The 24,158-nt window shown below is 70.7% G+C and carries 21 protein-coding genes and 1 tRNA gene; 20 read left to right on the top strand and 2 right to left on the bottom strand.

What is annotated here, in order from left to right:
• Positions 1 to 10: 10 nt before the first annotated feature.
• The 14 genes from BM236_RS05530 to pyk all read left to right on the top strand — a co-directional run bounded on the left by BM236_RS05530 (position 11) and on the right by pyk (position 17,485).
• On the top strand, positions 11 to 1,798 hold the full coding sequence (locus BM236_RS05530; RefSeq protein WP_091121159.1) for an ABC transporter ATP-binding protein: 1,788 nt from the start codon (positions 11 to 13) through the stop codon (positions 1,796 to 1,798).
• Positions 1,799 to 1,803: 5 nt separating this feature from the next.
• Positions 1,804 to 3,585, top strand: coding sequence for an ABC transporter ATP-binding protein (locus BM236_RS05525; RefSeq protein WP_091121539.1), 1,782 nt, complete (start codon positions 1,804 to 1,806; stop codon positions 3,583 to 3,585).
• Positions 3,582 to 3,917: a phosphoribosyl-AMP cyclohydrolase gene (gene hisI / locus BM236_RS05520; RefSeq protein WP_091121158.1), complete on the top strand. Its 336-nt coding sequence runs from the start codon at positions 3,582 to 3,584 to the stop codon at positions 3,915 to 3,917. Before BM236_RS05525 ends, hisI begins: the two co-directional genes overlap by 4 nt.
• Positions 3,914 to 4,495 (top strand): Trp biosynthesis-associated membrane protein, encoded by a 582-nt coding sequence (locus BM236_RS05515; RefSeq protein WP_175507562.1) that lies wholly within the window; start codon positions 3,914 to 3,916, stop codon positions 4,493 to 4,495. The genes hisI and BM236_RS05515 overlap by 4 nt, the downstream gene beginning before the upstream one ends.
• 52 nt (positions 4,496 to 4,547) lie before the next feature.
• Complete coding sequence (locus BM236_RS05510) at positions 4,548 to 4,748, top strand: HGxxPAAW family protein (protein WP_091121154.1); 201 nt, start codon at positions 4,548 to 4,550, stop codon at positions 4,746 to 4,748.
• A 4-nt stretch (positions 4,749 to 4,752) separates the two neighbouring features.
• Positions 4,753 to 5,169, top strand: a complete 417-nt coding sequence (locus tag BM236_RS05505) for a DUF2752 domain-containing protein (protein WP_091121151.1) — start codon at positions 4,753 to 4,755, stop codon at positions 5,167 to 5,169.
• 97 nt (positions 5,170 to 5,266) lie between these two features.
• Positions 5,267 to 6,055, top strand: coding sequence for an indole-3-glycerol phosphate synthase TrpC (gene trpC / locus BM236_RS05500; RefSeq protein ID WP_245750153.1), 789 nt, complete (start codon positions 5,267 to 5,269; stop codon positions 6,053 to 6,055).
• A 44-nt stretch (positions 6,056 to 6,099) separates the two neighbouring features.
• A complete protein-coding gene (trpB, locus tag BM236_RS05495; RefSeq protein ID WP_281247628.1) occupies positions 6,100 to 7,365 on the top strand; it encodes a tryptophan synthase subunit beta in 1,266 nt (421 codons plus the stop codon).
• Positions 7,362 to 8,174 carry a tryptophan synthase subunit alpha gene (trpA, locus tag BM236_RS05490; RefSeq protein WP_091121146.1) on the top strand — a complete coding sequence of 271 codons (813 nt, stop codon included), beginning with the start codon at positions 7,362 to 7,364 and terminating at the stop codon, positions 8,172 to 8,174. The genes trpB and trpA overlap by 4 nt, the downstream gene beginning before the upstream one ends.
• Complete coding sequence (locus BM236_RS05485) at positions 8,167 to 8,784, top strand: SCO family protein (RefSeq protein ID WP_245750152.1); 618 nt, start codon at positions 8,167 to 8,169, stop codon at positions 8,782 to 8,784. The genes trpA and BM236_RS05485 overlap by 8 nt, the downstream gene beginning before the upstream one ends.
• 23 nt (positions 8,785 to 8,807) lie before the next feature.
• Positions 8,808 to 9,677, top strand: coding sequence for a prolipoprotein diacylglyceryl transferase (gene lgt / locus BM236_RS05480; RefSeq protein WP_245750151.1), 870 nt, complete (start codon positions 8,808 to 8,810; stop codon positions 9,675 to 9,677).
• A 164-nt stretch (positions 9,678 to 9,841) separates the two neighbouring features.
• Positions 9,842 to 14,398 carry a glutamate synthase large subunit gene (gene gltB, locus BM236_RS05475; RefSeq protein WP_245750150.1) on the top strand — a complete coding sequence of 1,519 codons (4,557 nt, stop codon included), beginning with the start codon at positions 9,842 to 9,844 and terminating at the stop codon, positions 14,396 to 14,398.
• Between the two features lie 65 nt (positions 14,399 to 14,463).
• Positions 14,464 to 15,930, top strand: a complete 1,467-nt coding sequence (locus tag BM236_RS05470) for a glutamate synthase subunit beta (protein ID WP_091121138.1) — start codon at positions 14,464 to 14,466, stop codon at positions 15,928 to 15,930.
• Positions 15,931 to 16,018: 88 nt separating this feature from the next.
• A complete protein-coding gene (gene pyk / locus BM236_RS05465; RefSeq protein WP_091121136.1) occupies positions 16,019 to 17,485 on the top strand; it encodes a pyruvate kinase in 1,467 nt (488 codons plus the stop codon).
• A 1-nt stretch (position 17,486) separates the two neighbouring features.
• On the opposite strand, the gene BM236_RS05460 is transcribed toward pyk, so the two are convergent.
• A tRNA-Leu gene (locus BM236_RS05460) sits at positions 17,487 to 17,562 on the bottom strand.
• Between BM236_RS05460 and BM236_RS05455 the strand changes: the two genes are divergently transcribed.
• The 6 genes from BM236_RS05455 to BM236_RS05430 all read left to right on the top strand — a co-directional run bounded on the left by BM236_RS05455 (position 17,555) and on the right by BM236_RS05430 (position 23,362).
• Positions 17,555 to 18,256, top strand: a complete 702-nt coding sequence (locus BM236_RS05455) for an ANTAR domain-containing response regulator (protein WP_425434184.1) — start codon at positions 17,555 to 17,557, stop codon at positions 18,254 to 18,256. The genes BM236_RS05460 and BM236_RS05455 overlap by 8 nt on opposite strands.
• Before the next feature lie 153 nt (positions 18,257 to 18,409).
• Positions 18,410 to 19,552 carry a branched-chain amino acid ABC transporter substrate-binding protein gene (locus tag BM236_RS05450; protein WP_091121131.1) on the top strand — a complete coding sequence of 381 codons (1,143 nt, stop codon included), beginning with the start codon at positions 18,410 to 18,412 and terminating at the stop codon, positions 19,550 to 19,552.
• 80 nt (positions 19,553 to 19,632) lie between these two features.
• Complete coding sequence (locus BM236_RS05445; protein WP_091121129.1) at positions 19,633 to 20,649, top strand: branched-chain amino acid ABC transporter permease; 1,017 nt, start codon at positions 19,633 to 19,635, stop codon at positions 20,647 to 20,649.
• On the top strand, positions 20,649 to 21,848 hold the full coding sequence (locus BM236_RS05440) for a branched-chain amino acid ABC transporter permease (RefSeq protein WP_091121125.1): 1,200 nt from the start codon (positions 20,649 to 20,651) through the stop codon (positions 21,846 to 21,848). The genes BM236_RS05445 and BM236_RS05440 overlap by 1 nt, the downstream gene beginning before the upstream one ends.
• The gene (locus BM236_RS05435; protein WP_091121123.1) at positions 21,841 to 22,653 is read left to right on the top strand and encodes an ABC transporter ATP-binding protein; all 813 of its coding nucleotides are present in this window, start codon (positions 21,841 to 21,843) and stop codon (positions 22,651 to 22,653) included. Before BM236_RS05440 ends, BM236_RS05435 begins: the two co-directional genes overlap by 8 nt.
• Entirely contained in the window at positions 22,643 to 23,362 is a 720-nt protein-coding gene (locus BM236_RS05430) for an ABC transporter ATP-binding protein (protein ID WP_091121121.1), read from the top strand. The genes BM236_RS05435 and BM236_RS05430 overlap by 11 nt, the downstream gene beginning before the upstream one ends.
• Positions 23,363 to 23,418: 56 nt before the next feature.
• Here the strand turns inward: BM236_RS05430 and BM236_RS05425 are convergent, their stop codons facing one another.
• On the bottom strand, positions 23,419 to 24,153 hold the full coding sequence (locus BM236_RS05425) for an amino acid ABC transporter ATP-binding protein (protein ID WP_091121118.1): 735 nt from the start codon (positions 24,151 to 24,153) through the stop codon (positions 23,419 to 23,421).
• Positions 24,154 to 24,158: the final 5 nt, after the last annotated feature.

Raw genomic sequence — 24,158 nt, 5'->3', positions numbered from 1 at the left:
ACTCCCCCCTGTGAGTGGCGACGGACCGAACAGGCGCGCCACCACGCTCGATGGCTTCAAGGTCCTGTGGGTCGCGATCAAGCGCGAGCCGTGGGTCTTCACCGCGTCGACCGTCGGCAGTGCGCTGTTCGGGGTGCTGACCGTCGCCGATGCCTGGGTGCTCGGCTGGTCCACCGACCACGTCCTGCTGCCCGCCTTCGACGGGGACCACGTGGGTGCGGCGGCGATGTGGGCGGTGCTCGGCCTCTTCGTCGGTGTCGCGATCCTGCGCGCGGTCGGCATCGTGGCTCGCAGGCTGGGGGCCGGGGTGATGCAGTACCGCATGCAGGCCCACACCCGACGGGCGGTGACCCGGCAGTACCTCGACCTCCCGATGGCCTGGCACCAGGCCCACCCCACCGGCGAGCTGCTCAGCAACGCCAACAGCGACGTCGAGGCGGCCTGGGGCCCGATCGCGCCGCTGCCCATGGCCGTCGGCACCGTCGTGATGATGGTCGTCGCGGTCATCCAGATGCTGGTCGCGGACGTGGTGCTGGCAGGGGTCGGGCTGCTCGTCTTCCCGGCGGTCGTCACCGCGAACCTCGTCTACCAGCGGTTCAGCTCGCCGCTGATGACCCGCGCCCAGCAGCTGCGCGCCGAGCTCAGCGAGGTCGCCCACGAGTCCTTCGACGGCGCGCTCGTCGTCAAGACGCTCGGCCGCGAGCAGGAGGAGACCGACCGCTTCGGCCGCAAGGCCCGCGAGCTGCGCGACGTCAACATCCGCGCCGGCCGGATCCGCGCCGCGTTCGACCCCGCCCTGGCCGCCCTCCCGAACCTCGGTGTCCTCGTCGTGCTGCTCGTCGGCGTCATCCGCGTGCGCGACGGCGCCACGGTCGCCGGCGACGTCGTCACCGTCGCCTACCTCCTCACCATCGTGTCCTTCCCGATCCGCTCGATCGGGTGGCTGCTCGGCGAGTTCCCCCGCAGCGTCGTCGGCTGGCGGCGGGTCCGCGCCGTCCTCGACGCCACCGGGGCCATGGCGTACGGCGACCGGCGACTCGCCCCCGACACGGCCGGGGCGCGGCTGACCGTGGAGCAGCTGGCGTTCGCCTACGACCCTGCCCAGCCGCTGCTGACCGACGTCACGTTCGAGGCCGAGCCGGGCCGGACCGTCGCCGTCGTCGGCGCGACGGCGTCCGGCAAGAGCACGCTCACCACCCTGCTCACCCGTCTGGTCGACCCGGCCAGCGGCCGGGTGGCCGTCGACGGCACCGACCTGCGCGACCTCGCGGCCGGCGAGCTCGCCACCGCCGTCGCCGTGGTGCCGCAGAGCGCGTTCCTCTTCGACGACACCGTCCGGGGCAACGTCACGCTCGGCAACGACCGGATCTCCGACGAGGAGGTCTGGGACGCGCTCCGCACCGCCCAGGCGGACGGCTTCGTCGCCGCCCTCCCGAACGGGCTCGACACGCGGCTGGGGGAGCGCGGCACCAGTCTCTCCGGCGGCCAGCGTCAGCGTCTGTCGCTCGCGCGGGCGCTGGTCAGGAGGCCGCGGCTGCTGATCCTCGACGACGCGACCTCGGCGGTCGACCCGGAGGTCGAGCAGCGCATCCTCGCCGGCCTCAGGGAGCACGACAGCACCCTCGTCGTCGTCGCCTACCGCAAGGCCACGATCGCCCTCGCCGACGAGGTGGTGCACCTCGCCGACGGCCGGATCCGGGACCGCGGCACCCACGCCGAGCTGCTGGCCCGCAACGCGGCCTACGCCGAGCTCGTCAACGCCTACGAGACCCAGGCAGAGGAGGTGGAGCAGACGTGAGCGAGATGAGCACCGGCGCCGAGCTCGGCGCCCTCGCGACGCTGCGGCAGGGCGTCAGGCACTCGCCCGAGCTGACGTCGGGCATCAGGGTCACGCTCCTCCTCGCGGTCCTCGCGAGCGCCGGCCAGGTGGTCGTGCCGATCGCGGTGCAGCAGACCCTCGACCGGGGCATCGGCGCGAAGGGCGGGCCCGACCTCGGGTTCACGCTGGCGGCCGCAGCGATCAGCGCCGTCGCGATCGTGCTGACCGGCCTGTCGTCGTACCTGATGACGAGCCGGCTCTTCACCGCCTCCGAGCGCGGTCTCGCGACCCTGCGCACCAAGGCCTTCCGGCACGTCCACGACCTGCCCATGCTCACCCAGAACACCGAGCGGCGCGGCGCGCTCGTCAGCCGGGTGACCAGCGACGTCGACCAGATCAGCCAGTTCCTCGTCTTCGGCGGCATCCTCTTCGTCGTCAGCATCGGGCAGGTGCTCGTCGCGACCGTCGTGATGGCCGTCTACTCCTGGCAGCTGGCGATCGTGGTCTGGGTGGCGTTCGCCCCGCTCTTCGTGAGCATCCGGTGGTTCCAGCGCAAGCTGAGCGACGCCTACACCCAGGTGCGCCAGAACGTCGGGGCGCTGCTGTCGGCCGTCTCCGAGCCCGTCGTCGGCGCCGCCGTGGTCAAGGCGTACGCCGTCGAGGCCCGCACCCAGCAGCGCATCGACGCCGCTGTCGACGCCAACATGACCGCGCAGACCCGGGCCCAGCAGTTCACCGTCTTCTCCTTCTCCCTCGGCGGCATCTCCGCGGGCTTCGCCAATGCCGGCGTGCTGCTGGTCGGCGTGTGGCTGGGCGCGGCGCACGGCATGACCGCCGGCCGGGTGCTCGCGTTCGCGTTCCTCGTCACGCTCTTCGTCGGCCCGGTGCAGATGGGCACCCAGATCCTGACCGACGCGCAGAACGCCATCGCGAGCTGGCGTCGCGTCATCGGCGTCCTGGAGACCCCGGCCGACCTCGTCGATCCCGGGCCGGACGGCCAGACGCTGCCGCGCGCCGCCGTCGACGTCAGGTTCGACCACGTCACGTTCGCCTACCCGGGCGGCCGCCCGGTGCTGCACGACGTCGACCTCACCATCGACGCCGGCCGCCGCGTCGCCGTCGTCGGGGAGACCGGCAGCGGCAAGTCGACCATCGCCAAGCTGCTCACCCGCCTGATGGACCCCACGGAGGGCTCGGTCCGGCTCGACGGCGTCGACCTGCGCGCCATCCGACAGGACAGCCTGCGCAGCAGCGTCGTGCTCGTGCCGCAGGAGGGCTTCCTCTTCGACGACACCATCGCGGCCAACGCGCGCTACGGCCGCCTCGACGCGACGTACGACGACATCAGCCGTGCCGCGGACGAGCTGGGGCTGGGCGACTGGCTGGCTGGGCTGCCCCGCGGCCTGGACACCCGGGCGGGCCAGCGCGGCGAGGCGCTCAGCGCGGGGGAGCGACAGCTGGTCGCCCTGCTGCGCGCCCAGCTCGCCGATCCCGACCTGCTGGTCCTCGACGAGGCGACCAGCGCCGTCGACCCGGCCCTGGAGATGCGGATCGGCCGGGCGCTGGAGCGGCTGATGTCGGGCCGCACCAGCGTCACGATCGCGCACCGCCTGTCCACGGCGGAGAACGCCGACGAGGTGGTCGTCATCGACGCCGGCCGCATCGTCCAGCGCGGACCGCACGACGAGCTGGTCAGGGAGCACGGGTCGGTCTACGACCGGCTGCATCGGTCGTGGGTGGCGCAGCAGGGGAGAATGGGCGCATGAGCCTCGATCCCGCCATCGCCGCGCGCCTCAAGCGCACCCTGAACGGCCTGATCCCGGCGATCGTGCAGCAGCACGACACCGGCGAGGTGCTGATGCTCGCCTGGATGGACGACGAGGCCCTCTCCCGGACGCTGACCACCGGTCGGGCGACGTACTGGTCCCGCAGCCGCCAGGACTACTGGGTCAAGGGCCAGACCTCCGGCCACCGCCAGTGGGTCAAGGAGGTCCGCCTCGACTGCGACGGCGACGCCCTGCTCGTGAAGGTCGACCAGGAGGGCGCGGCCTGCCACACCGGCGACCGCACCTGCTTCGACGCCGATCTGCTGTCGTGACCGTGGACAGGCGCCGCCGCAGCTTCGGCCCGGTCGTCCTCGTGGGACTGGCCTCGGCGGGGCTGACGGCGCTCGCCGGCCACAAGCCGTGGGTCGGCTTCGGCGACGCTGTGGTGAACAGTGGAGGCGGCCTCGGCCGGCCCGAGGTGGAGGCGCTGGCCCTGGTCGCGCTCGCCGCATGGGGCGTCCTGCTCGTGACCCGCAGCCGGGCCCGCCGTGCGGTGGCCGTCCTGGCGGTCGTGGCCGGCGTCGCCGCAGCGGCGCTCGCCGTCCACGGGCTGCTCGACGACCGGCCGGTCGACATCGGCTGGTTCTCCTACGACGACGCACAGCCGACACCGCACAAGACCGCCTGGGGCTGGATCGCCCTCGGCGGCGCCGTCCTGACCACGCTGGCCGCGCTCGCCGCCTTCCGGGCGGCGCCCGGCTGGCCCGAGATGGGCCGCAAGTACGACGCCCCGGCCGGTGCGGCCGCGCCTGCGGTCCCGCTCCAGGAGCAGTCCAGCATCGACGTCTGGAAGGCACTCGACCAGGGCAACGATCCGACCGCCGACCGGACCACGGAGCGACCCGAATAGACTGCTGCCGCGACTATCGCGCCACACCCGCAGCTTGATCGAAGGAGTCCCCATGCCCGACAGCCACCACGGAAACACTCCGGCCGCCTGGAGCGCCGTCGCTGTGGCGTTGATCGGCTTCATGGTGGGAAGCGTCGGCCTCATGCTGAGCCCGGCCAACTACGTCGTCTTCTGGATCGGCGTCGCCCTGGTCCTCCTCGCCGGCGTGCTCTTCGGCGTCCTCGCCAAGCTCGGCTTCCACGGCGGCCACTAGTCGCATGACGGCGCGGGCGGCGCGGGCGGAACGGCTGCGTGCGCCGCTGGTCACGATCGGCACGCTGAGCGCGGCGACCCTCGCGCTGCACCTGCGCGACCCGCACCAGCAGGGCAGCTGGGGCTTCTGCCCGCTCGCCATGATGGGCGTCTACTGCCGCGGCTGCGGCGGCCTCCGCGCGGTCAACGACCTCACCGACGGCAACGTCGGGGCTGCGGTCTCGAGCAACGTGCTGGTCGCCGTCGGGATCCCGATCGCCGTCGCCGTGCTCGCGCTCTGGGCGGTCCGCGCCTGGCGGGGGACGCCCATGCGCCCGATCCCAGAGCGCGCCCAGCACACGCTGTGGTGGACCGCCGGGGTCGTCGCGCTGGCGTTCATGGTGCTCCGCAACACGCCGACCGGGGCCTGGCTGGCTCCCTGAGCCGCGCGGCGTCTCAGCCCTCCCGGGCGGCGGCAGCCGGTTGGGTCCCGCATGAAACACTCAGAGGCGCAGCGACGCAGCGGGAGAGGAACACAGCGTGTCAGAGGGTGTGCTCGGCGAGATCATCGCCGGCGTCCGCATCGACCTCGAGGAGCGCCGGGCCGGTGTGAGCGAGGCGGACCTGCGCGCCGCCCTCGCCGACGTCGACCCGCCCCGTGACCCGATGCCACACTTCCGCGCCGCGGGCAGCAGCGTGATCGCCGAGGTCAAGCGCAGGAGCCCCAGCAAGGGCGCCCTCGCCGACATCCCCGACCCGGCGGTGCTGGCCCGGGCCTACGCCCGCGGGGGAGCGGGCGCGATCAGCGTCCTCACCGAGCAGCGCCGCTTCGGCGGGAGCCTCGCCGACCTGCGCGCGGTGCGCGCGGCGGTCGACGTACCGCTGCTGCGCAAGGACTTCACCGTCGAGCCCTACCAGGTCCTCGAGGCGCGGGCGGCGGGCGCGGACCTCGTCCTGCTGATGTGCTCGGCGCTCGACGACGACAGCCTGCGCGCGCTCTACGAGCTGACCCGCGAGCTGGGGATGCGGGCGCTCGTCGAGGTCCACGACGAGACCGAGACCGAGCGCGCGGTGGCGCTCGGCGCCGAGCTGGTCGGCGTCAACGCGCGCAACCTCAAGACCCTCACCGTCGACGGCGACACGTTCGCCCGGCTGGCCCCCGGCATCCCCGACGACCGGGTCAAGGTCGCCGAGTCGGGCATCTTCGGCGCGGCCGACGTCGCGCGGGTCGTCGCCGAGGGCGCCCGCGTGGTGCTCGTCGGCGAGGCGCTGGTCAAGGACGGCGACCCCGAGTCCGCCGTCCGCAGCATGACGGGAGTGACCCAGTGAGTGACCCAGTGACGAACCCAGTGACGAACCCAGTGACGAACCCAGTGAGCTTCGACGCGGACGACAAGGGCTGGTTCGGCGGCCCCCTCGAGGGCTTCGGCGGCAAGTACATGCCCGAGGCGCTGATGAAGGCGCTCGACGAGCTCGACGCGGCCTGGCAGGAGGCGAAGGCCGACCCCGCGTTCGTCGCCGACTTCGAGGCGATCCTGCGCGACTACGCCAACCTGCCCAGCCCGCTCTACGAGGCCAAGCGGCTCTCGGAGTCGGTCGGCCGACGCATCCTGCTCAAGCGCGAGGACCTCAACCACACCGGCGCGCACAAGATCCGCAACGTCCTCGGCCAGGCGCTGCTGACCAAGCGGATGGGGAAGTCCCGGGTGATCGCGGAGACCGGCGCCGGCCAGCACGGCGTCGCCAGCGCCACCGCCGCGGCCTACTTCGGCCTCGACTGCACCGTCTACATGGGCAAGGTCGACACCGAGCGCCAGGCGCTCAACGTCGCCCGCATGCAGCTGCTCGGCGCGGAGGTCATCCCCGTCGAGTCCGGCAGCGCGACCCTCAAGGATGCGATCAACGAGGCGCTGCGCGACTGGGTCTCCAGCGTCGAGACGACCGCCTACCTCTTCGGCACGGCCGCCGGCCCGCACCCGTTCCCGACGCTCGTGCGCGACCTCGTCCGCGGCATCGGCGACGAGGCCCGCGCGCAGTCGCTCGAGCAGTACGGCGCCCTGCCGGACGCGATCGCCGCCTGCGTGGGCGGCGGGTCGAACGCGATCGGGCTCTTCACGGCGTTCCTCGACGACGCCGACGTGCGCATCTACGGCTTCGAGGCGGGCGGCGACGGCTTCGACACCGGCCGGCACGCCGCCACGATCACCGCCGGCGACACAGGCGTGCTGCACGGGGCCCGCACCTACGTGCTGCAGGACGACGACGGCCAGACCATCGAGTCGCACTCGATCTCGGCCGGCCTGGACTACCCGGGCGTCGGGCCGCAGCACTCCTGGCTGGCCAAGACGGGCCGTGCCACCTACCAGCCGGTGACCGACGCCGAGGCGATGGAGGCCTTCGCCCTGCTCTCCCGCACCGAGGGGATCATCCCGGCCATCGAGTCGGCGCACGCCGTCGCCGGCGCCCTGCGGATCGCGCCCGACCTGCCCGAGGGCTCGACCATCCTGGTCAACCTCAGTGGTCGCGGCGACAAGGACATGGGCACGGCCGTGGAGTGGTTCGGCCTGGGCCAGGCCAAGCCCGACGGCACACCGGTCGGCGCCACCGACGCCCAGATCGCCGAGGGGGCGAAGTCATGACCGGCCCCAGCGCCAGCACCAGCACCGCGTTCGAGAAGGCGAAGGCCGACGGCCGGGCCGCGCTGATCGGCTACCTGCCCGCCGGCTTTCCCGACGTCGACGGCGCGATCGACGGCCTCAAGGCCATGGTCGTGGCAGGCTGCGACGTCATCGAGATCGGGCTGCCCTACAGCGACCCGGTCATGGACGGGCCGACCATCCAGGCCGCCGCCCAGCAGGCGCTCGACGGCGGCGTCCGCACGCGCGACGTGCTCCGCACGGTCGAGGCGGTCGCCGCCACGGGCGTCCCCACGGTGGTGATGACCTACTGGAACCCCATCGAGAGGTACGGCGTGGAGCGCTTCGCGGCCGACCTCGCCAACGCGGGCGGCGCCGGCCTGATCACCCCCGACATCACACCGGACTACGCCGACGCCTGGATCGCCGCCGCAGACGCGCACGACCTCGACAGGGTCTTCCTGGTCGCCCCGTCGAGCACCGACGAGCGGATCGCGATGACGACCGCCGCCTCCCGCGGCTTCGTCTACGCGACGGGCGTCATGGGCGTCACGGGCGGGCGCCGGGCCACCGCCGAGGTGGTCGGCCCGCTCATCGCGCGGACGAAGGCCACGACGGATCTCCCGGTCGGCGTCGGCGTCGGCGTCAGCACCGGCGAGCAGGCCGCCGAGCTCGCGGAGTACGCCGACGGGGTGATCGTCGGCAGCGCCTTCGTGCGGGCCCTGCTCGACAACGCGGGTGACCGCTCGGCCGGGCTGCGCGCCCTGTCGGCGCTCACCGAGGAGCTGGCTGCGGGCGTCCGGCGTGCGTAGGGCGCTCGTCGCCGCGCTCGCGGCCGGGCTGCTCGCCCTCTCGGCCTGCGGAGGCGGGGGAGGCGCGGGCGAGGTCGCGTTCTCCGGCGTCACCCACGACGCCTACCACGTCCCGGCCACGTCGCTGACGGACACCGACGGGTCGCCGTACTCGCTGACCGAGGACACGAAGAAGCCGCTCACGCTGGTGTTCTTCGGCTACACGCACTGCCCCGACATCTGCCCGATGGTGATGTCGAGCCTCACCAGCGCGATGACGCGCCTGAAGAAGGCCGATCGTGAGAAGGTCGACGTCGTGTTCGTGACGACCGACCCGGCGCGGGACACGGCGGGAGTGCTGCGCAAGTATCTCGACCGCTACGACCCGAGCTTCATCGGGCTCACCGGCGACCTGCAGACGATCGTGGACGTGGCCAAGCCGCTCGCGATCTACGTCGCCGACGGCACCAAGCTGCCCAGCGGCGGCTACGACCTCAACACCCACAGCACCCAGGTGAGCGCGATCGGGAGCGACGACACCAGCACGGTCCTGTGGGACATGGACACCTCCTCGGCGCAGTTCGCGGCCGACGTACAGGCGCTGCTGCACGGGAAGGCCCCCCAGGAATGACGATCGCCCCAGCGATGACCGCGATGAGCATCCCCAGCCCGTCGCAGGGCGTCTGGCACCTCGGCCCGGTGCCGATCCGCGGCTACGCGCTGTGCATCGTGCTCGGCATCTTCATCGCCGTGTGGATCAGCGAGCGCCGCTGGGTGGCCCGCGGCGGCAAGGCGGGGCAGATCCAGGACATCGGGCTCTGGGCGGTGCCCTTCGGCATCATCGGCGCCCGGCTCTACCACGTGGCCACCGACCACGACCTCTACTTCGGGGCGGGCCGCAGCGCCTGGGACATCCTCTACATCTGGCACGGCGGCCTCGGGATCTGGGGCGGCATCGCCGGCGGGGCGCTCGGCGCCTACATCGGCGCCCGGCAGCACGACATCCGCATGCGGCCGCTCATGGACGTGATCGCGCCCAGCCTGCTCGTCGCGCAGGCGCTCGGGCGGTTCGGCAACTGGTTCAACCAGGAGCTCTACGGCCGCCCGACCGACCTGCCGTGGGGCCTGAAGATCGACGAGGCGCACCGCGTCCCGGGGTACGCCGACTTCGCCACGTTCCACCCGACGTTCCTCTACGAGGCGCTGTGGAACCTGGCCGGCTTCGCGCTCATCCTGTGGCTCGAGCGCCCCAGAAATGGGCGCAGCGGGATCGGCTACGGCCGCGTGATGGCGCTCTACGTCATCATCTACACCGCCGGCCGGTTCTGGATCGAGCAGCTCCGCATCGACACCGTCGAGCTGCACGACGTCTTCGGTCTGCGGTTCAACGTGTGGACCTCGATCGTGCTGTTCGTGGCGGCCGTCGCCTACTTCGTCTGGAGCCTGCGCCGCAACCCGGGCCGCGAGTCCCAGGTGTACGCCGACCGGCCGGCCGAGGCCCCCGCTCCCGCCGCGGAGGACTGACAGGCGGACGGTCCGTGCGGCCGCTCGTCACCCAGTGGTAACGTGCGCGTATCGCGTGGGCCAATGCCGTCCCAAGCTGTTTCTTGCCGAACCGCATGGCGCACGCCTCTCCCAGCCTCGCTGGTCTGACGTTGCGCATGCACGAAGTCGACGGGAGAGCTTCGGTGCCCTACTCGCACTCGTTCCCCTCGCCCCAGGGCCTCTACGACCCCCGTTTCGAGCGTGACGCCTGTGGCGTGGCCTTCGTAGCGACCCTGACCGGCGTACCCAGCCACGAGATCGTCCGCAAGGGCATCATCGCCCTGGAGAACCTCGACCACCGCGGTGCCGCGGGCGCCGAGGTCAACTCCGGGGACGGTGCCGGCATCCTCCTCCAGGTCCCCGACGCGTTCCTGCGGGCGGTGGCGGGGTTCGACCTGCCCACCGCCGGCGCCTACGCCGTCGGCACCGCCTTCCTCCCGGGCGGCGAGGACGACGTCACCAAGGCCAAGCAGCGCATCGAGGAGATCGCCGCCGAGGAGGGCCTCGACGTCCTCGGCTGGCGCCCCGTGCCGGTCGAGCCGGCGACCCTCGGCCCGACCGCCCTCGCGGTCATGCCGAGCTTCGAGCAGCTCTTCGTCGCGGGCGCGGGCAAGCGCCTCACCGGCATGGCGCTCGAGCGTCTGGCCTTCGTGCTGCGCAAGCGCGCCGAGCGGGAGACCGACGTCTACTTCCCGTCGCTGTCGTGCCGCACCCTGGTCTACAAGGGCATGCTCACCACCGCCCAGCTCGCCGACGTCTTCCCCGACCTGCGCGATGAGCGGATCGCCTCGGCCATCGCCGTGGTGCACTCGCGGTTCTCGACCAACACCTTCCCGAGCTGGCCGCTGAGCCACCCGTTCCGGTTCATCGCCCACAACGGCGAGATCAACACCGTGATGGGCAACCGCAACTGGATGCGGGCCCGCGAGGCGCTGCTGACCTCCGACCTGATCCCCGGCGACCTCGAGCGGATCTTCCCGATCTGCACGCCCGGCGCGTCGGACTCGGCGAGCTTCGACGAGGTGCTCGAGCTGCTCCATATGGGCGGCCGCAGCCTCCCGCACTCGGTGCTGATGATGATCCCGGAGGCCTGGGAGAACCACGGCGAGATGGACGCGCAGCGGCGCGCCTTCTACGAGTTCCACTCCACGCTGATGGAGCCGTGGGACGGCCCGGCCAACGTCGTCTTCACCGACGGGACCCAGGTCGGCGCCGTCCTCGACCGCAACGGCCTGCGCCCGGGGCGCTACTGGGTCACCGACGACGGGCTGGTCATCTACGGCTCCGAGGCCGGCGTCCTGCACGACATCGACCCGGCCACGGTGGTCCGCAAGGGCCGGATGCAGCCGGGCCGGATGTTCCTCATCGACACCGACGAGCACCGGATCATCGAGGACGACGAGATCAAGGCCGAGCTCGCTGCCGAGAACCCCTACGACGAGTGGCTGCACGCGGGCCTGATCAAGCTCGAGGACGTCCCCGAGCGCGAGCACATCGTCCACACGCACGCGTCGGTCACCCGCCGCCAGCAGGTCTTCGGCTACACCGAGGAGGAGCTCCGCGTCCTCCTCACGCCGATGGCCAACACCGGCGCCGAGCCGATCGGCTCGATGGGCACCGACAGCCCGATCGCGGCCCTGAGCGACAAGCCGCGGCTGCTGTTCGACTACTTCGCGCAGCTCTTCGCGCAGGTCACCAACCCGCCGCTGGACGCGATCCGCGAGGAGCTCGTCACGAGCCTCGCGGGCACGATCGGGCCGGAGGCCAACCTGCTCGAGCCGACCCCCGCGTCGTGCCGCCAGGTCGTGCTGCCGTTCCCGGTCATCTCCAACGACGACCTCGCCAAGATCCGGCACATCAACCGCGACGGCGACATGCCGGGATTCATCGCGCACGTCTCACGCGGCCTGTACGACGTCCACGGCGGTGGGTCGGCGATGGCGGCCCGGCTCGACGAGATCTGCGCCGAGGTCTCCGAGGCGATCGCCGGCGGCGCCCGGATCATCCTGCTCAGCGACCGTCACTCGACGGCCGACCTGGCGCCGATCCCGTCGCTGCTCCTCACCGGCGCCGTGCACCACCACCTCGTCCGCGAGAAGACCCGCACCCAGGTCGGCCTGCTGGTCGAGGCCGGCGACGTCCGCGAGGTCCACCACGTGGCACTGCTCGTCGGCTACGGCGCGACGGCCGTGAACCCCTACCTCGCCATGGAGTCGGTCGAGGACCTCGCCCGCGAGGGCCACTACGTCAAGGCCGAGCCCGAGGCCGCGGTCGCGAACCTCATCAAGGCGCTCGGCAAGGGTGTCCTGAAGGTCATGTCGAAGATGGGCGTCTCGACGGTCGCGTCCTACATGGGCGCCCAGATCTTCGAGTCCGTCGGCCTGTCGCGGTCGGTGGTCGACAAGTACTTCACCGGCACGGTCTCCAAGCTCGGCGGCGTCGACCTCGACGTGATCGCGGAGGAGGTCGCGAGGCGGCACGCCTCGGCGTACCCGCGGGGCGGCGTGGCACCTGCCCACCGCGAGCTCGCGATCGGCGGCGAGTACCAGTGGCGCCGCGAGGGCGAGCCGCACCTGTTCGACCCGGAGACCGTCTTCCGGCTCCAGCACGCCACCCGGGCCGGCCGCTACGACATCTTCAAGCAGTACACGTCGCGGGTGGACGAGCAGTCCGAGCGGCTGATGACGCTGCGCGGCCTGTTCCGCTTCAAGGACGGCGAGGAGACCGGCCGCCGGCCGATCTCGATCGACGAGGTGGAGCCGGCCAGCCAGATCGTGAAGCGGTTCTCGACGGGCGCGATGTCCTACGGCTCGATCTCCCAGGAGGCGCACGAGACCCTCGCCATCGCCATGAACATGCTGGGCGCGAAGTCCAACACGGGCGAGGGCGGCGAGGACCCGGAGCGGCTCTACGACCCGGCCCGGCGCAGCGCGATCAAGCAGGTCGCGTCCGGCCGGTTCGGCGTCACCAGCGAGTACCTCACCAACGCCGACGACATCCAGATCAAGATGGCGCAGGGCGCCAAGCCCGGCGAGGGCGGCCAGCTGCCCGGCCACAAGGTCTACCCGTGGGTGGCCCGGACCCGGCACTCGACGCCGGGCGTCGGCCTGATCAGCCCTCCGCCGCACCACGACATCTACTCGATCGAGGACCTGGCGCAGCTGATCCACGACCTCAAGAACGCCAACCCCGCTGCGCGGGTGCACGTCAAGCTCGTGGCCGAGGTCGGCGTCGGGACGGTCGCGGCGGGCGTCTCGAAGGCGCACGCCGACGTGGTGCTCATCTCCGGCCACGACGGCGGCACCGGCGCCTCGCCGCTGACGTCGCTCAAGCACGCGGGCGGCCCCTGGGAGCTCGGCCTCGCCGAGGCGCAGCAGACGCTGCTCCTCAACGGGCTGCGCGACCGGATCGTCGTCCAGACCGACGGCCAGCTCAAGACCGGTCGCGACGTCGTCATCGCCGCGCTGCTGGGCGCCGAGGAGTACGGCTTCGCCACCGCTCCGCTGGTGGTCGCCGGCTGCATCCTCATGCGGGTCTGCCACCTCGACACCTGCCCGGTGGGTGTCGCGACGCAGAACCCGCTGCTGCGCGAGCGCTTCACCGGCCAGGCCCAGCACATCGTCAACTTCTTCATGTACCTCGCCGAGGAGGTGCGCGAGATCCTCGCCGAGCTCGGGTTCCGCTCCCTCGAGGAGGCGATCGGCCAGGTCGAGGTGCTCGACGCCCGGCGGGCGATCGACCACTGGAAGGCGTCGGGGCTCGACCTGTCCCCGATCTTCCACAAGGTCGAGCTGCCCGGTCAGTTCGCCGAGCAGGCCCTGCGTCGTGTGACGTCGCAGGACCACGGCCTGGAGCGGTCGCTCGACGTCACCACGCTGCTGCCGCTCGTCGGCCCGGCGATCGAGCACGGCGAGCCGGTGCGGGCCCAGGTGCAGATCACCAACGTCAACCGCACCGTCGGCACGATCGTCGGTCACGAGGTCACCAAGAAGTACCGCGGCGGCGGCCTCCCGGACGGCACCATCGACCTGACCTTCATCGGGTCGGCCGGCCAGTCCTTCGGCGCGTTCGTGCCGCGGGGCGTCACGCTCCGGCTCGAGGGCGACGCCAACGACTACGTCGGCAAGGGGCTCTCCGGCGGCCGGATCGTGATCCGGCCCGACCGGTCGGTCACGTTCCGGGCCGAGGAGCACGTCATCGCGGGCAACACGATCGCCTACGGCGCCACGTCGGGTGAGATCTTCATCCGCGGCGGCGTGGGGGAGCGGTGCTGCGTGCGCAACTCCGGTGCCACCATCGTCACCGAGGGCGTGGGTGACCACGGCTGCGAGTACATGACCGGCGGTCGCGTGGTCGTGCTCGGCGGGACCGGCCGCAACTTCGCGGCGGGCATGTCGGGCGGCTACGCCTTCGTGCTCGACCTGATGGCGCAGCGCGTCAACCCCGAGCTCGTGGAGCTCGGGCCGGTGGGCACGAAGTACGCCGACGAGCTCAAGACCCTCGTGGTCAAGCACCTCGAGGAGACCGGCTCGACGGTCGCCGAGGAGCTGCTCGACGACTGGGCGGCCGCACTGGCGCGGTTCACCCTCGTCATGCCCAGCGACTACAAGCGGGTCCTCGAGGCCCAGGAGGAGGCCCTCGAGGAGGGCCTCGACGAGGACGAGGCCGCCGCGCGGATCATGGAGGTACTTCATGGCTGAGCAGTTGTTCGTGGGACTGGCGCGTCATGAGGAACGCGACGTGATCGCGGAAGGTGAGGTTAACGATGGCTGACCCGAAGGGCTTTCTCAAGGCGGGTCGCGAGGTCGCGACCCGACGCCCGGTCGAGGAGCGGGTGGGGGACTGGAACGAGGTCTACCCGGGCGGCGTCGGGCGGGCGCTGCTCCCGATCATCAACACCCAGGCCGGCCGCTGCATGGACTGCGGCATCCCGTTCTGCCACCAGGGCTGCCCGCTGGGCAACATCATCCCGGAGTGGAACGACCTGGTCTGGCGCAACGACTGGGAGGGCGCGATCGAGCGCCTCCACGCGACCAACAACTTCCCGGAGTTCACCGGCCGGCTCTGCCCGGCGCCGTGCGAGACGGCCTGCGTGCTCGGCATCAACCAGGACCCGGTGACGATCAAGAACGTCGAGGTCTCGATCATCGACAAGGCGTGGGAGTCCGGCTTCGTGCGGCCCCAGCCGCCGGAGTGGCTCTCGGGCCGCACCGTCGCCGTGATCGGCTCGGGCCCGGCCGGACTGGCCGCCGCCCAGCAGCTGACCCGCTCCGGCCACACGGTCGCGGTCTACGAGCGCGCCGACAAGATCGGCGGACTGCTGCGCTACGGCATCCCCGAGTTCAAGATGGAGAAGCAGCACGTCGACCGGCGTCTCGAGCAGATGCGCCGCGAGGGCACCGTCTTCCGGACCGGCGTCAACGTCGGCGTCGACATCACCGGTGAGGCGCTCCAGGGCCGGTACGACGCCATCGTGCTCGCCATGGGCTCCACCGCACCGCGCGACCTGGCAGTGCCCGGGCGTGAGCTCAACGGCGTCCACCAGGCCATGGAGTTCCTGCCCCAGGCCAACCGGGTGTCGCTGGGCGAGGAGGTGGACGGCCAGATCACCGCCGCCGGCAAGCACGTCGTCATCATCGGCGGCGGCGACACCGGCGCCGACTGCCTCGGCACGTCCATCCGCCAGGGTGCGGCCTCGATCACGCAGCTCGAGATCCTGCCCGAGCCCTCGCTCGAGCGTCCGGCCGGACAGCCGTGGCCGACGTACCCGATGATCTTCCGCGTCTCCTCGGCCCACGAGGAGGGCGGCGACCGCATGTACGCCGTCTCGACCAAGGAGTTCCTCGGCGACGCCGACGGCAACGTGCGGGCGCTCAGGCTCGTCGACGTCGAGTTCGTCGAGGGCAGGCTGGTCGAGAAGGAGGGGACCGAGCGCGAGATCATGGCCGACCTGGTCCTCTTCGCGATGGGCTTCCTCGGGCCGGAGAAGCCGGGCCTGGTCGAGCAGCTCGGCGTCGAGCTCGACCCCCGCGGCAACGTCGCCCGCGACGGCGGCTGGGCCAGCTCGGTCCCCGGTGTCTTCGTCGCCGGCGACGCCGGCCGCGGCCAGTCGCTCATCGTCTGGGCGATCGCCGAGGGTCGCGCCGCCGCCGCGGCGGTCGACGAGTACCTGACCGGTTCGACGACGCTGCCTTCGCCGATCCGGCCGACGGACCGTCCGCTGGCGGTCTGAGCACGCGGGCCGGCGTCCCGGCGTTGTTACTTGTGGGTGTTGACGAAGATGTACTTGGAACGATCCAGTATCGGTAGGGTGGTCAGACGTGAGACGAGCCAAGATCGTATGCACCCTGGGCCCTGCTGTCGGGACGGAGCGCCGCATCAAGGAGCTCGTCTACGCGGGGATGGACATCGCGCGGCTGAACTTCAGCCACGGCAGCCACGAGGACCACGCTCGTAACTACGGCCTGGTGCGCGACGCGTCCGACGCCAGCGGCAAGAGCGTCGGCATCCTGGCTGACCTGCAGGGCCCGAAGATCCGCCTCGAGACCTTCCGCCCGCGGGAGGACGGCTCGAAGTGGGTGCTGCGCCGAGGTCAGGCGTGGACGATCACCGTCCGCGACGTCGAGGGTGACGACATGGTCTGCGGAACGACCTACAAGGGCCTCCCGGGCGACACCAACCCGGGCGACATCCTGCTGATCGACGACGGCAAGATCCGGCTGCGCGTCACCGGGATCGCGGACGGCACCGATGTGCAGACCGAGGTCCTGGTCGGCGGTCCGGTCAGCAACCACAAGGGCATCAACCTGCCCGGCGTCGCCGTCTCGGTCCCGGCCCTGTCCGAGAAGGACATCGACGACCTCCGCTTCGCGCTGCAGCTCGGCGTCGACTTCATCGCCCTCTCGTTCGTGCGCGACGCCGCCGACGCGGAGGACGTCCGCAAGATCATGCGCGAGGTCGGCATCAGCGTGCCGATCGTCGCGAAGCTCGAGAAGCCGCAGGCCATCGACAACCTCGACGAGATCATCGACTCCTTCGACGCCTTCATGGTCGCTCGCGGCGACCTGGGTGTGGAGTGTCCGCTGGAGGAGGTGCCGTTCCTCCAGAAGCTGATCATCGAGAAGGCGCGGCTCAACGCCAAGCCGGTGATCGTCGCGACGCAGATGCTCGAGTCGATGATCACCAACCCGCAGCCGACCCGCGCCGAGGCGTCTGACGTCGCCAACGCCGTCCTCGACGGCGCCGACGCCGTCATGCTCTCCGCCGAGACGAGCGTGGGGGAGTTCCCGATCCACACCGTCGAGACGATGGCGCGCATCGTGGACGCCACCGAGACCCACGCGTTCCAGCAGGGCAGCCTCGCGCCGCTTCCGTGGGACCCGCACACGCGCGCCGGCGTCATCGCCAAGGCTGCGCAGGAGGTCGCCGACCGGGTCGGGGCGAAGTACCTCGTCGCGTTCACCACCTCCGGCGACTCCGCCCGACGCCTGTCCCGTCTGCGCGGCTCCATCCCGCTGCTGGCCTTCACGCCGCACTCGACCGTCCGCTCGCAGCTGTCGATGAGCTGGGGCCTGGAGACCTTCAAGGTCGACGAGGTCGAGCACACCGACCAGATGGTCCGCCAGGTCGACGAGGCCCTGCTGCAGCTCGGCCGCGCCGAGGAGGGCGAGCTCGTCGTGATCATCGCCGGCAGCCCGCCGGGGATCCCCGGCTCGACCAACGCGCTGCGGATCCACCGCATGGGCGACGCGATCAACGAGGTCGCGCCCGCCTATCGCCGCGTCTGAGTGGTGCCCCGAGTGGGATTCGAACCCACACTGGATCGGGTTTGAGCCGACTTCCTCTGCCGTTGGGATATCGGGGCCTCAGCCACGGAACCGTACCGGACCGGTCGCGCCTCGGCGCAGTCCGGGGCGGCGTACTGCGGATGCCCTAACCTGACCTCCGTGACCGACCAGCCCGCGCACCGCACCGTCGTCATCGCCGAGGACGAGGTGCTGATCAGGATGGACCTCGCCGAGATGCTCGCCGAGGAGGGGTACGAGGTCGTGGGCCAGGCCGGCGACGGCCAGACGGCGATCGACCTGGCGACGCAGCACAAGCCGGACCTGGTCATCCTGGACGTCAAGATGCCGGTCCTGGACGGCATCGCGGCCGCCGAGCGCATCGCCCGCGAGCGCATCGCGCCGGTCGTCATGCTGACCGCCTTCTCGCAGCGTGAGCTCGTCGAGCGGGCCCGCGACGCGGGCGCGATGGCCTACCTGGTCAAGCCGTTCACGGCCAGCGACCTGGTGCCCGCCATCGAGCTGGCGGTGAGCCGGTTCGCTGAGCTCTCCCACCTCGAGGCCGAGGTCGCCGGGCTGACCGAGCGGCTCGACACCCGCAAGGCGGTGGAGCGCGCCAAGGGGGTGCTGCAGGAGCAGCTGAGCCTCTCGGAGCCGGAGGCGTTCCGGTGGATCCAGAAGACGGCGATGGACCTCCGGCTCTCCATGCGCCAGGTGGCCGACGGGGTCATCGAGCACGGTCCGGGCCTCGCCGGCGACACCCCGGAGGTTTGACCGTCCTGCTCTCGACACCCGTCGGGACGTGTGGTACGGCCAGATAACGCTTCGGCGGCAGGGGGCGACATCTGGCGTTATGTGCTCCCACTCACACCGAGGTGTGGGTAGATTGCGCCCGTTCACGCCCGGTTCATCAAGAAGGACACAGTCATGACTGGATTCACCAAGAAGGCGCGCTTCGCCTCTGTGGCCGGCGTCGCCGCGCTGGCCCTGACCGCCGCTTGCGGCTCGTCGGACGACGGCGGCAGCGACTCGAGCAGCAAGGGCAGCAGCTCCGGCACGAGCGCGCTGTGCGGCAAGAACATCGCGTTCCTGGGCGCCCTGACCGGTGACGCCGGTGCGCTCGGCCAGAACATGGTCAACGGCATCAACCTGGCCATCAAGGAGCACAACGAGAAGAACGCCGACTGCAAGGTCAACCTCAAGACCTTCGACTCCCAGGGCAGCCCCGACAAGGCGCCGGCCCTCGCGACCCAGATCATCAACGACGACTCGATCTTCGGCCTGGTCGGCCCCGGGTTCTCCGGCGAGTCGCTGGCGACCGGCAAGACGTTCTTCGAGGCCGGCCTCCCGTCGATCTCCCCGTCGGCCACCAACGTCACCATCACGCAGCAGGGCTGGACCACCTGGCACCGCGTCATCGGCAACGACGACGCCCAGGGCCAGGCGGACGCCTCCTACCTGACCGGCACCGGCGGTGCCAAGAAGGTCTTCGTCGTCGACGACGGCCAGGACTACAGCAAGGGTCTCGCCGGCACGGTCAAGAAGGCCCTCGGCCCGGCGCTCGCCGACTCCGACCAGATCTCCGTCGGCCAGACCGACATGTCGGCCGTCGTCACCAAGGTCAAGGCGTCCGGCGCGGACGCCGTCTTCTACGGTGGCTACTACACCGAGGCCGGCCTGCTCGCCAAGGCGCTGCGCCAGGGCGGCTTCGCCGGGACGTTCATGTCCGGCGACGGCTCGGAGGACCCGAACTTCGTGAAGGTCGCCGGTGCCAAGGGCGCCAACGGCGCCGTGCTCTCCGCTCCCGCGGGTCCGGCTCCGGCCGACTTCGGCGCGACCGGCCTCTACGCCACGCAGGCGTACGACTCCGCGAACATCTTCCTCGCCGCGGTGGACGCCGGGAAGTCGAAGCCGGAGGACATCAACAAGTTCATCAACGACTACAACGCCGACGGCGTGAGCGGTCCGATCGCCTTCGACGACAAGGGCGACATCAAGGAGTCGAAGATCTACGCCTACTTCGTCAAGGACGGCGCGCTGGACGTGGAGAACCCCCAGGCGATCCAGTGACGAGCTGCAACATCTGAGTGACACAGGCTGCGGCCGGAGCGACGCTCCGGCCGCAGCCGATCAGAAGGGGAGGAACCCTCTTGGACCTCGGAGCCCTTTTCGGCAGCTTCGACAACTTCGCCAGCTTCACCGTCGGCGGCCTCGTGTTCGGCGCCATCTACGCGCTGATCGCGCTCGGCTACACGATGGTGTACGGCGTCCTGCAACTCATCAACTTCGCCCACTCCGAGGTCTTCATGTTCGGGACCTTCGCTGTGGCCTGGATCTTCGTGCTGCTGCACGGCACCAGCGACGTGAGCTGGAGCCTCGGCAAGGCGCTGCCCATCCTCCTCGTCGCGTTCGTCGCGGCGATGATCGTGTCGGCGCTGGTCGCGCTCCTGCTCGAGCGGGTCGCCTACCGACCACTGATCCAGAAGAACGCCCCGAAGCTGATCGCACTCATCTCGGCGATCGGCGCCTCGTTCGCGCTGAGCGAGGCCATGGGCCTGCGTGACCGCTTCGCGGGCTGGTTCGGGCTTGACCACAAGCTGAGCAACTACGTCTCGCCGGGTGCCGCGCGTGACGTCTACTCCAACCCCGTCTCCATCCAGCCGCACAAGCTCTTCGAGATCGGCGGATACGCGGTCAGCGACGTCGACATCGTCATCATCGTCGCGGCGCTGCTGATGATGTTCGCGCTGGACCAGTTCGTCCGCCGCACCCGCTTCGGCCGCGGCATCCGTGCCGTCGCCCAGGACCCGGAGTCGGCGTCCCTCATGGGCGTCAACTCCACCCGCGTGGTGCAGGTGACGTTCCTCATCGGCGGCCTGATGGCCGGGGCCGCGGCGACCCTCTACATGATGAAGATCGGCTCGACCCGTCAGAACGCCGGGTTCATCCTCGGCGTCAAGGCCTTCACCGCCGCCGTCATGGGCGGCATCGGCAACCTGCGGGGCGCCCTGCTCGGCGGCCTGCTGCTCGGCATCATGGAGAACTGGGGAGCGGCCGTCTTCGGCAGCGAGTGGAGGGACGTCGTCGCCTTCGTGCTGCTGGTCCTGATCCTGCTCGTGCGCCCGTCGGGTCTGCTCGGCGAGGCCCTCGGAAAGGCGCGTGCCTGATGACCTCTTTCCGTAGTGCCCTGGCTCCCATCGGCAACGGCTGGAACGAGATCACCGACTGGTTCGGCCGGCAGCCGCGCGCCGTGCGCATCCTGGCCGGTGCCGTGGTGGTCCTGTTCTTCTACTCGCTGCCGCTGCTCCGTCCGCCGCTGCTCACCACCAACCAGATCGACTTCGGTGGTGTCATGTTCCAGGTCGCCGCGTTCGCGCTGGTCGCCCTGGGTCTCAACATCGTCATCGGCTACGCCGGCCTGCTCGACCTCGGCTACGTCGGCTTCTACGCCACCGGCGCCTACACCACCGGTGTGCTGACGTCGCACCACGGGAGCTGGCCGTTCTTCCTGGCCCTCCCGGTGGCGATCGTCGTCACGATGATCACCGGCGTCATCCTGGGTGCGCCGACGCTGCGCGTCCGCGGCGACTACCTGGCCATCGTGACGCTCGGATTCGGTGAGATCATCCGGATCTGCGTCAAGAACATCGAGTGGCTCGGCGCCTCGGCGGGCATCAAGGACATCCCGCACCCCAACTCGATCGGGCCGGCCCCCAAGCCGCCGTTCGACCCGGGCGGCCTGTTCGAGATCCCCCGCGTCGTCTGGAACGGCGTGGTCCCGTCGCTCGACCGGGAGCACCCCACCCACTTCCTGATCTTCGGGGCGACCGACGCGACGCCGTACTACTGGCTCCTGCTGACGGCTCTGATCCTCGTGGTGATCGGCGACCGGCTGGTGAAGGCCAGCAAGGTCGGCCGGGCCTGGGAGGCGACCCGGGAGGACGAGGATGCCGCCGAGCTGATGGGCGTCCACACCTTCAAGTACAAGCTGATGGCGTTCGCCCTCGGCGCCGGCATCGGCGGTCTGTCCGGCTCGTTCTACGCGAGCGGCCAGGGCGGCTACATCAGCCCGGACAGCTTCCCCCTGCTGCTCTCGATGCTGTTCGTGGCGGCGGTCATCGTCGGTGGCTCGGGCAACCGCTGGGGCGCGATGGCGGGTGGCGCGCTCGTCGCCTACCTGCCGGAGCGGTTCCGCGAGTTCGCCGACTACCGGCTGCTCGTCTTCGGTCTCGCGTTGACGACCCTGGCCGTCTTCCGGCCCGAGGGGCTGCTACCGCCGAGACGGACCAGGCGCGCCAAGGCCGTGCTGGCCGAGATCGACGCCCTGGAGGAAGGCGACGTGGAAGAGGAGGGCACTCATGTCTGAGGTCCAGCAGACCCAGCCGGCGACCCGCAAGTCGCTGCTGGAGGTCGACGACGTCACCATCAGGTTCGGTGGCCTCACCGCGCTCGACTCGGTGTCGTTCGACATCCGCGAGGGCGAGATCCTCGGCCTGATCGGTCCCAACGGCGCCGGCAAGACGACGTGCTTCAACGTCATGACCGGCGTCTACCAGGCGACCTCGGGGCAGGTCCGGCTCGACGGTGAGCCGATCGCCAAGATGAAGCGACACCAGATCACCAAGCTCGGCATGGCCCGCACGTTCCAGAACATCCGACTCTTCAAGACGATGACGGTGCTCGAGAACGTGATGGTCGGGGCGGACGTGCACAGCAAGGTCGGCTTCTTCGACGCGCTGTTCCGCACGCCCCGCCACCGGCGCACCGAAGGGGCGTCGCTGGTCCGGGCCAAGGAGCTGCTGAGGATCGTCGGTGTCACGGCGGGGTACGACGAGCTCGCCGCGAACCTGTCCTACGGCGACCAGCGCCGCCTGGAGATCGCGCGCGCCATGGCGACCGGCCCCAAGCTGCTCTGCCTCGACGAGCCCGCGGCCGGCTTCAACCCGGCCGAGAAGCGGCGGCTCATGGAGCTCATCCGACGGGTGCGCGACGAGGGCTACACCGTCCTGCTCATCGAGCACGACATGCGACTGGTCATGGGCGTCACCGACCGGATCGTGGTGCTCGAGTTCGGCCGCAAGATCGCCGAGGGCACGCCCGAGGAGATCCAGAACAACCCGGCCGTGATCGCGGCCTACCTCGGCGTTGAGGAGGACGAAGATGCTTCTTGAGGTCGAAGGCCTGTGTGTGAACTACGGCCACATCGAAGCGATCCGCGACATCTCCTTCGGGGTGGAGGAGGGCACCATCACGACCCTGATCGGGGCGAACGGTGCCGGCAAGACCACCACCTTGAAGACGATCTCGGGACTGCGACCGGTCCGGGCCGGCCGGATCGTGTTCGACGGCACGGACATCACCCACCTGCCGCCGTACGAGCGGGTGAAGATGGGGCTGAGCCAGTCGCCCGAGGGGCGTGGCTGCTTCCCCGGGATGACGGTGCGGGAGAACCTCGACATGGGTGCGTTCGTCCGGAAGGACACGCGCACGCCCGCCTACCAGCAGGACCTCGACCGGGTGTTCGACCTGTTCCCCCGTCTGTCCGAGCGGGTCAACCAGATGGCAGGGACCATGTCGGGCGGCGAGCAGCAGATGCTCGCCATGGGTCGCGCGCTGATGGCGCGGCCGAAGGTCGTCCTGCTCGACGAGCCGTCGATGGGTCTGGCGCCCAAGCTCATCGCCCAGATCTTCGCCATCATCGACGAGATCCGGGCCCAGGGCACCACGGTGCTCCTGGTCGAGCAGAACGCCGCCCAGGCGCTGAAGCGCTCGGACTCCGCCCACATCCTGGAGACGGGCCGGATCATCCGCTCCGGCCCCGGTCGTGACCTGGCCGGCGACGCGTCGGTCAAGGCCGCCTACCTCGGCGGCGACGTCTGAGCTGAGGAACGACGAAGGCCCCGGTGCATCGCACCGGGGCCTTCGTCCTGTCCGTGTCAGAGGACCTTGGCGAGGAAGGCCTTGGTCCGCTCGTGCTTCGGGTCGGCCAGGACGACGCGCGGGTCGCCCTCCTCGACGATGACGCCGCCGTCCATGAAGACGAGCTTGTCCCCGACCTCACGGGCGAAGCCCATCTCGTGGGTGACGACCATCATCGTCATGCCCTCCGCGGCGAGCTGCTTCATGATCTCGAGGACGTCGCCGACCAGCTCGGGGTCGAGCGCGGAGGTCGGCTCGTCGAAGAGCATCATGTCGGGGTCCATCGACAGCGCCCGGGCGATCGCGACGCGCTGCTGCTGGCCGCCCGAGAGGTGCGCCGGGTAGGCCGACTCCTTCTCGGCCAGGCCGACCTTCTCGAGATTCGCTCGAGCGATCTCGATCGCCTGCTTCTTCGAGCGTCTCTTGACCGTCCGCTGTGCGATGCACAGGTTCTGCAGGACGGTCATGTGCGGGAAGAGGTTGAACTGCTGGAAGACCATGCCGATCCGGGTGCGGACGTCGTCCAGGTCCGTCTCCGGGTCGGTGATGTCGATGCCCTCGACGAGGATCTGCCCGCTGCTCGGCTCCTCGAGCCGGTTGACGCAGCGCAGCAGCGTCGACTTGCCCGAGCCGGAGGGGCCGATGACGCAGACGACCTGGCCGGGGTCGACGTGGAAGTCGATGCCCTTCAGGACCTCGTTCTTCCCGAAGCTCTTGTGCAGGTCGCTGACGTGGATGGCAGCCGTCGTCATGGCAC

Origin of the sequence: Nocardioides terrae (genome assembly GCF_900112345.1) — a bacterium.
Taxonomy (GTDB): domain Bacteria; phylum Actinomycetota; class Actinomycetes; order Propionibacteriales; family Nocardioidaceae; genus Nocardioides; species Nocardioides terrae.
Note: the sequence above shows the minus strand (reverse complement) of the source record. Positions and strands in the feature narration are given on the sequence as shown.

Bases quoted from the DNA above. Each gene is read 5' to 3' on its own strand.
- BM236_RS05435 (WP_091121123.1), top strand. From the start codon at position 21,841: ATGTCTGAGGTCCAGCAGACCCAGCCGGCGACCCGCAAGTCGCTGCTG.
- BM236_RS05470 (WP_091121138.1), top strand. From the start codon at position 14,464: ATGGCTGACCCGAAGGGCTTTCTCAAGGCGGGTCGCGAGGTCGCGACC.
- lgt (WP_245750151.1), top strand. From the start codon at position 8,808: ATGAGCATCCCCAGCCCGTCGCAGGGCGTCTGGCACCTCGGCCCGGTG.
- BM236_RS05450 (WP_091121131.1), top strand. From the start codon at position 18,410: ATGACTGGATTCACCAAGAAGGCGCGCTTCGCCTCTGTGGCCGGCGTC.
- BM236_RS05510 (WP_091121154.1), top strand. From the start codon at position 4,548: ATGCCCGACAGCCACCACGGAAACACTCCGGCCGCCTGGAGCGCCGTC.
- BM236_RS05505 (WP_091121151.1), top strand. From the start codon at position 4,753: ATGACGGCGCGGGCGGCGCGGGCGGAACGGCTGCGTGCGCCGCTGGTC.
- BM236_RS05430 (WP_091121121.1), top strand. From the start codon at position 22,643: ATGCTTCTTGAGGTCGAAGGCCTGTGTGTGAACTACGGCCACATCGAA.
- BM236_RS05440 (WP_091121125.1), top strand. From the start codon at position 20,649: ATGACCTCTTTCCGTAGTGCCCTGGCTCCCATCGGCAACGGCTGGAAC.
- BM236_RS05425 (WP_091121118.1), bottom strand. From the start codon at position 24,153: ATGACGACGGCTGCCATCCACGTCAGCGACCTGCACAAGAGCTTCGGG.
- BM236_RS05525 (WP_091121539.1), top strand. From the start codon at position 1,804: ATGAGCACCGGCGCCGAGCTCGGCGCCCTCGCGACGCTGCGGCAGGGC.
- trpA (WP_091121146.1), top strand. From the start codon at position 7,362: ATGACCGGCCCCAGCGCCAGCACCAGCACCGCGTTCGAGAAGGCGAAG.
- hisI (WP_091121158.1), top strand. From the start codon at position 3,582: ATGAGCCTCGATCCCGCCATCGCCGCGCGCCTCAAGCGCACCCTGAAC.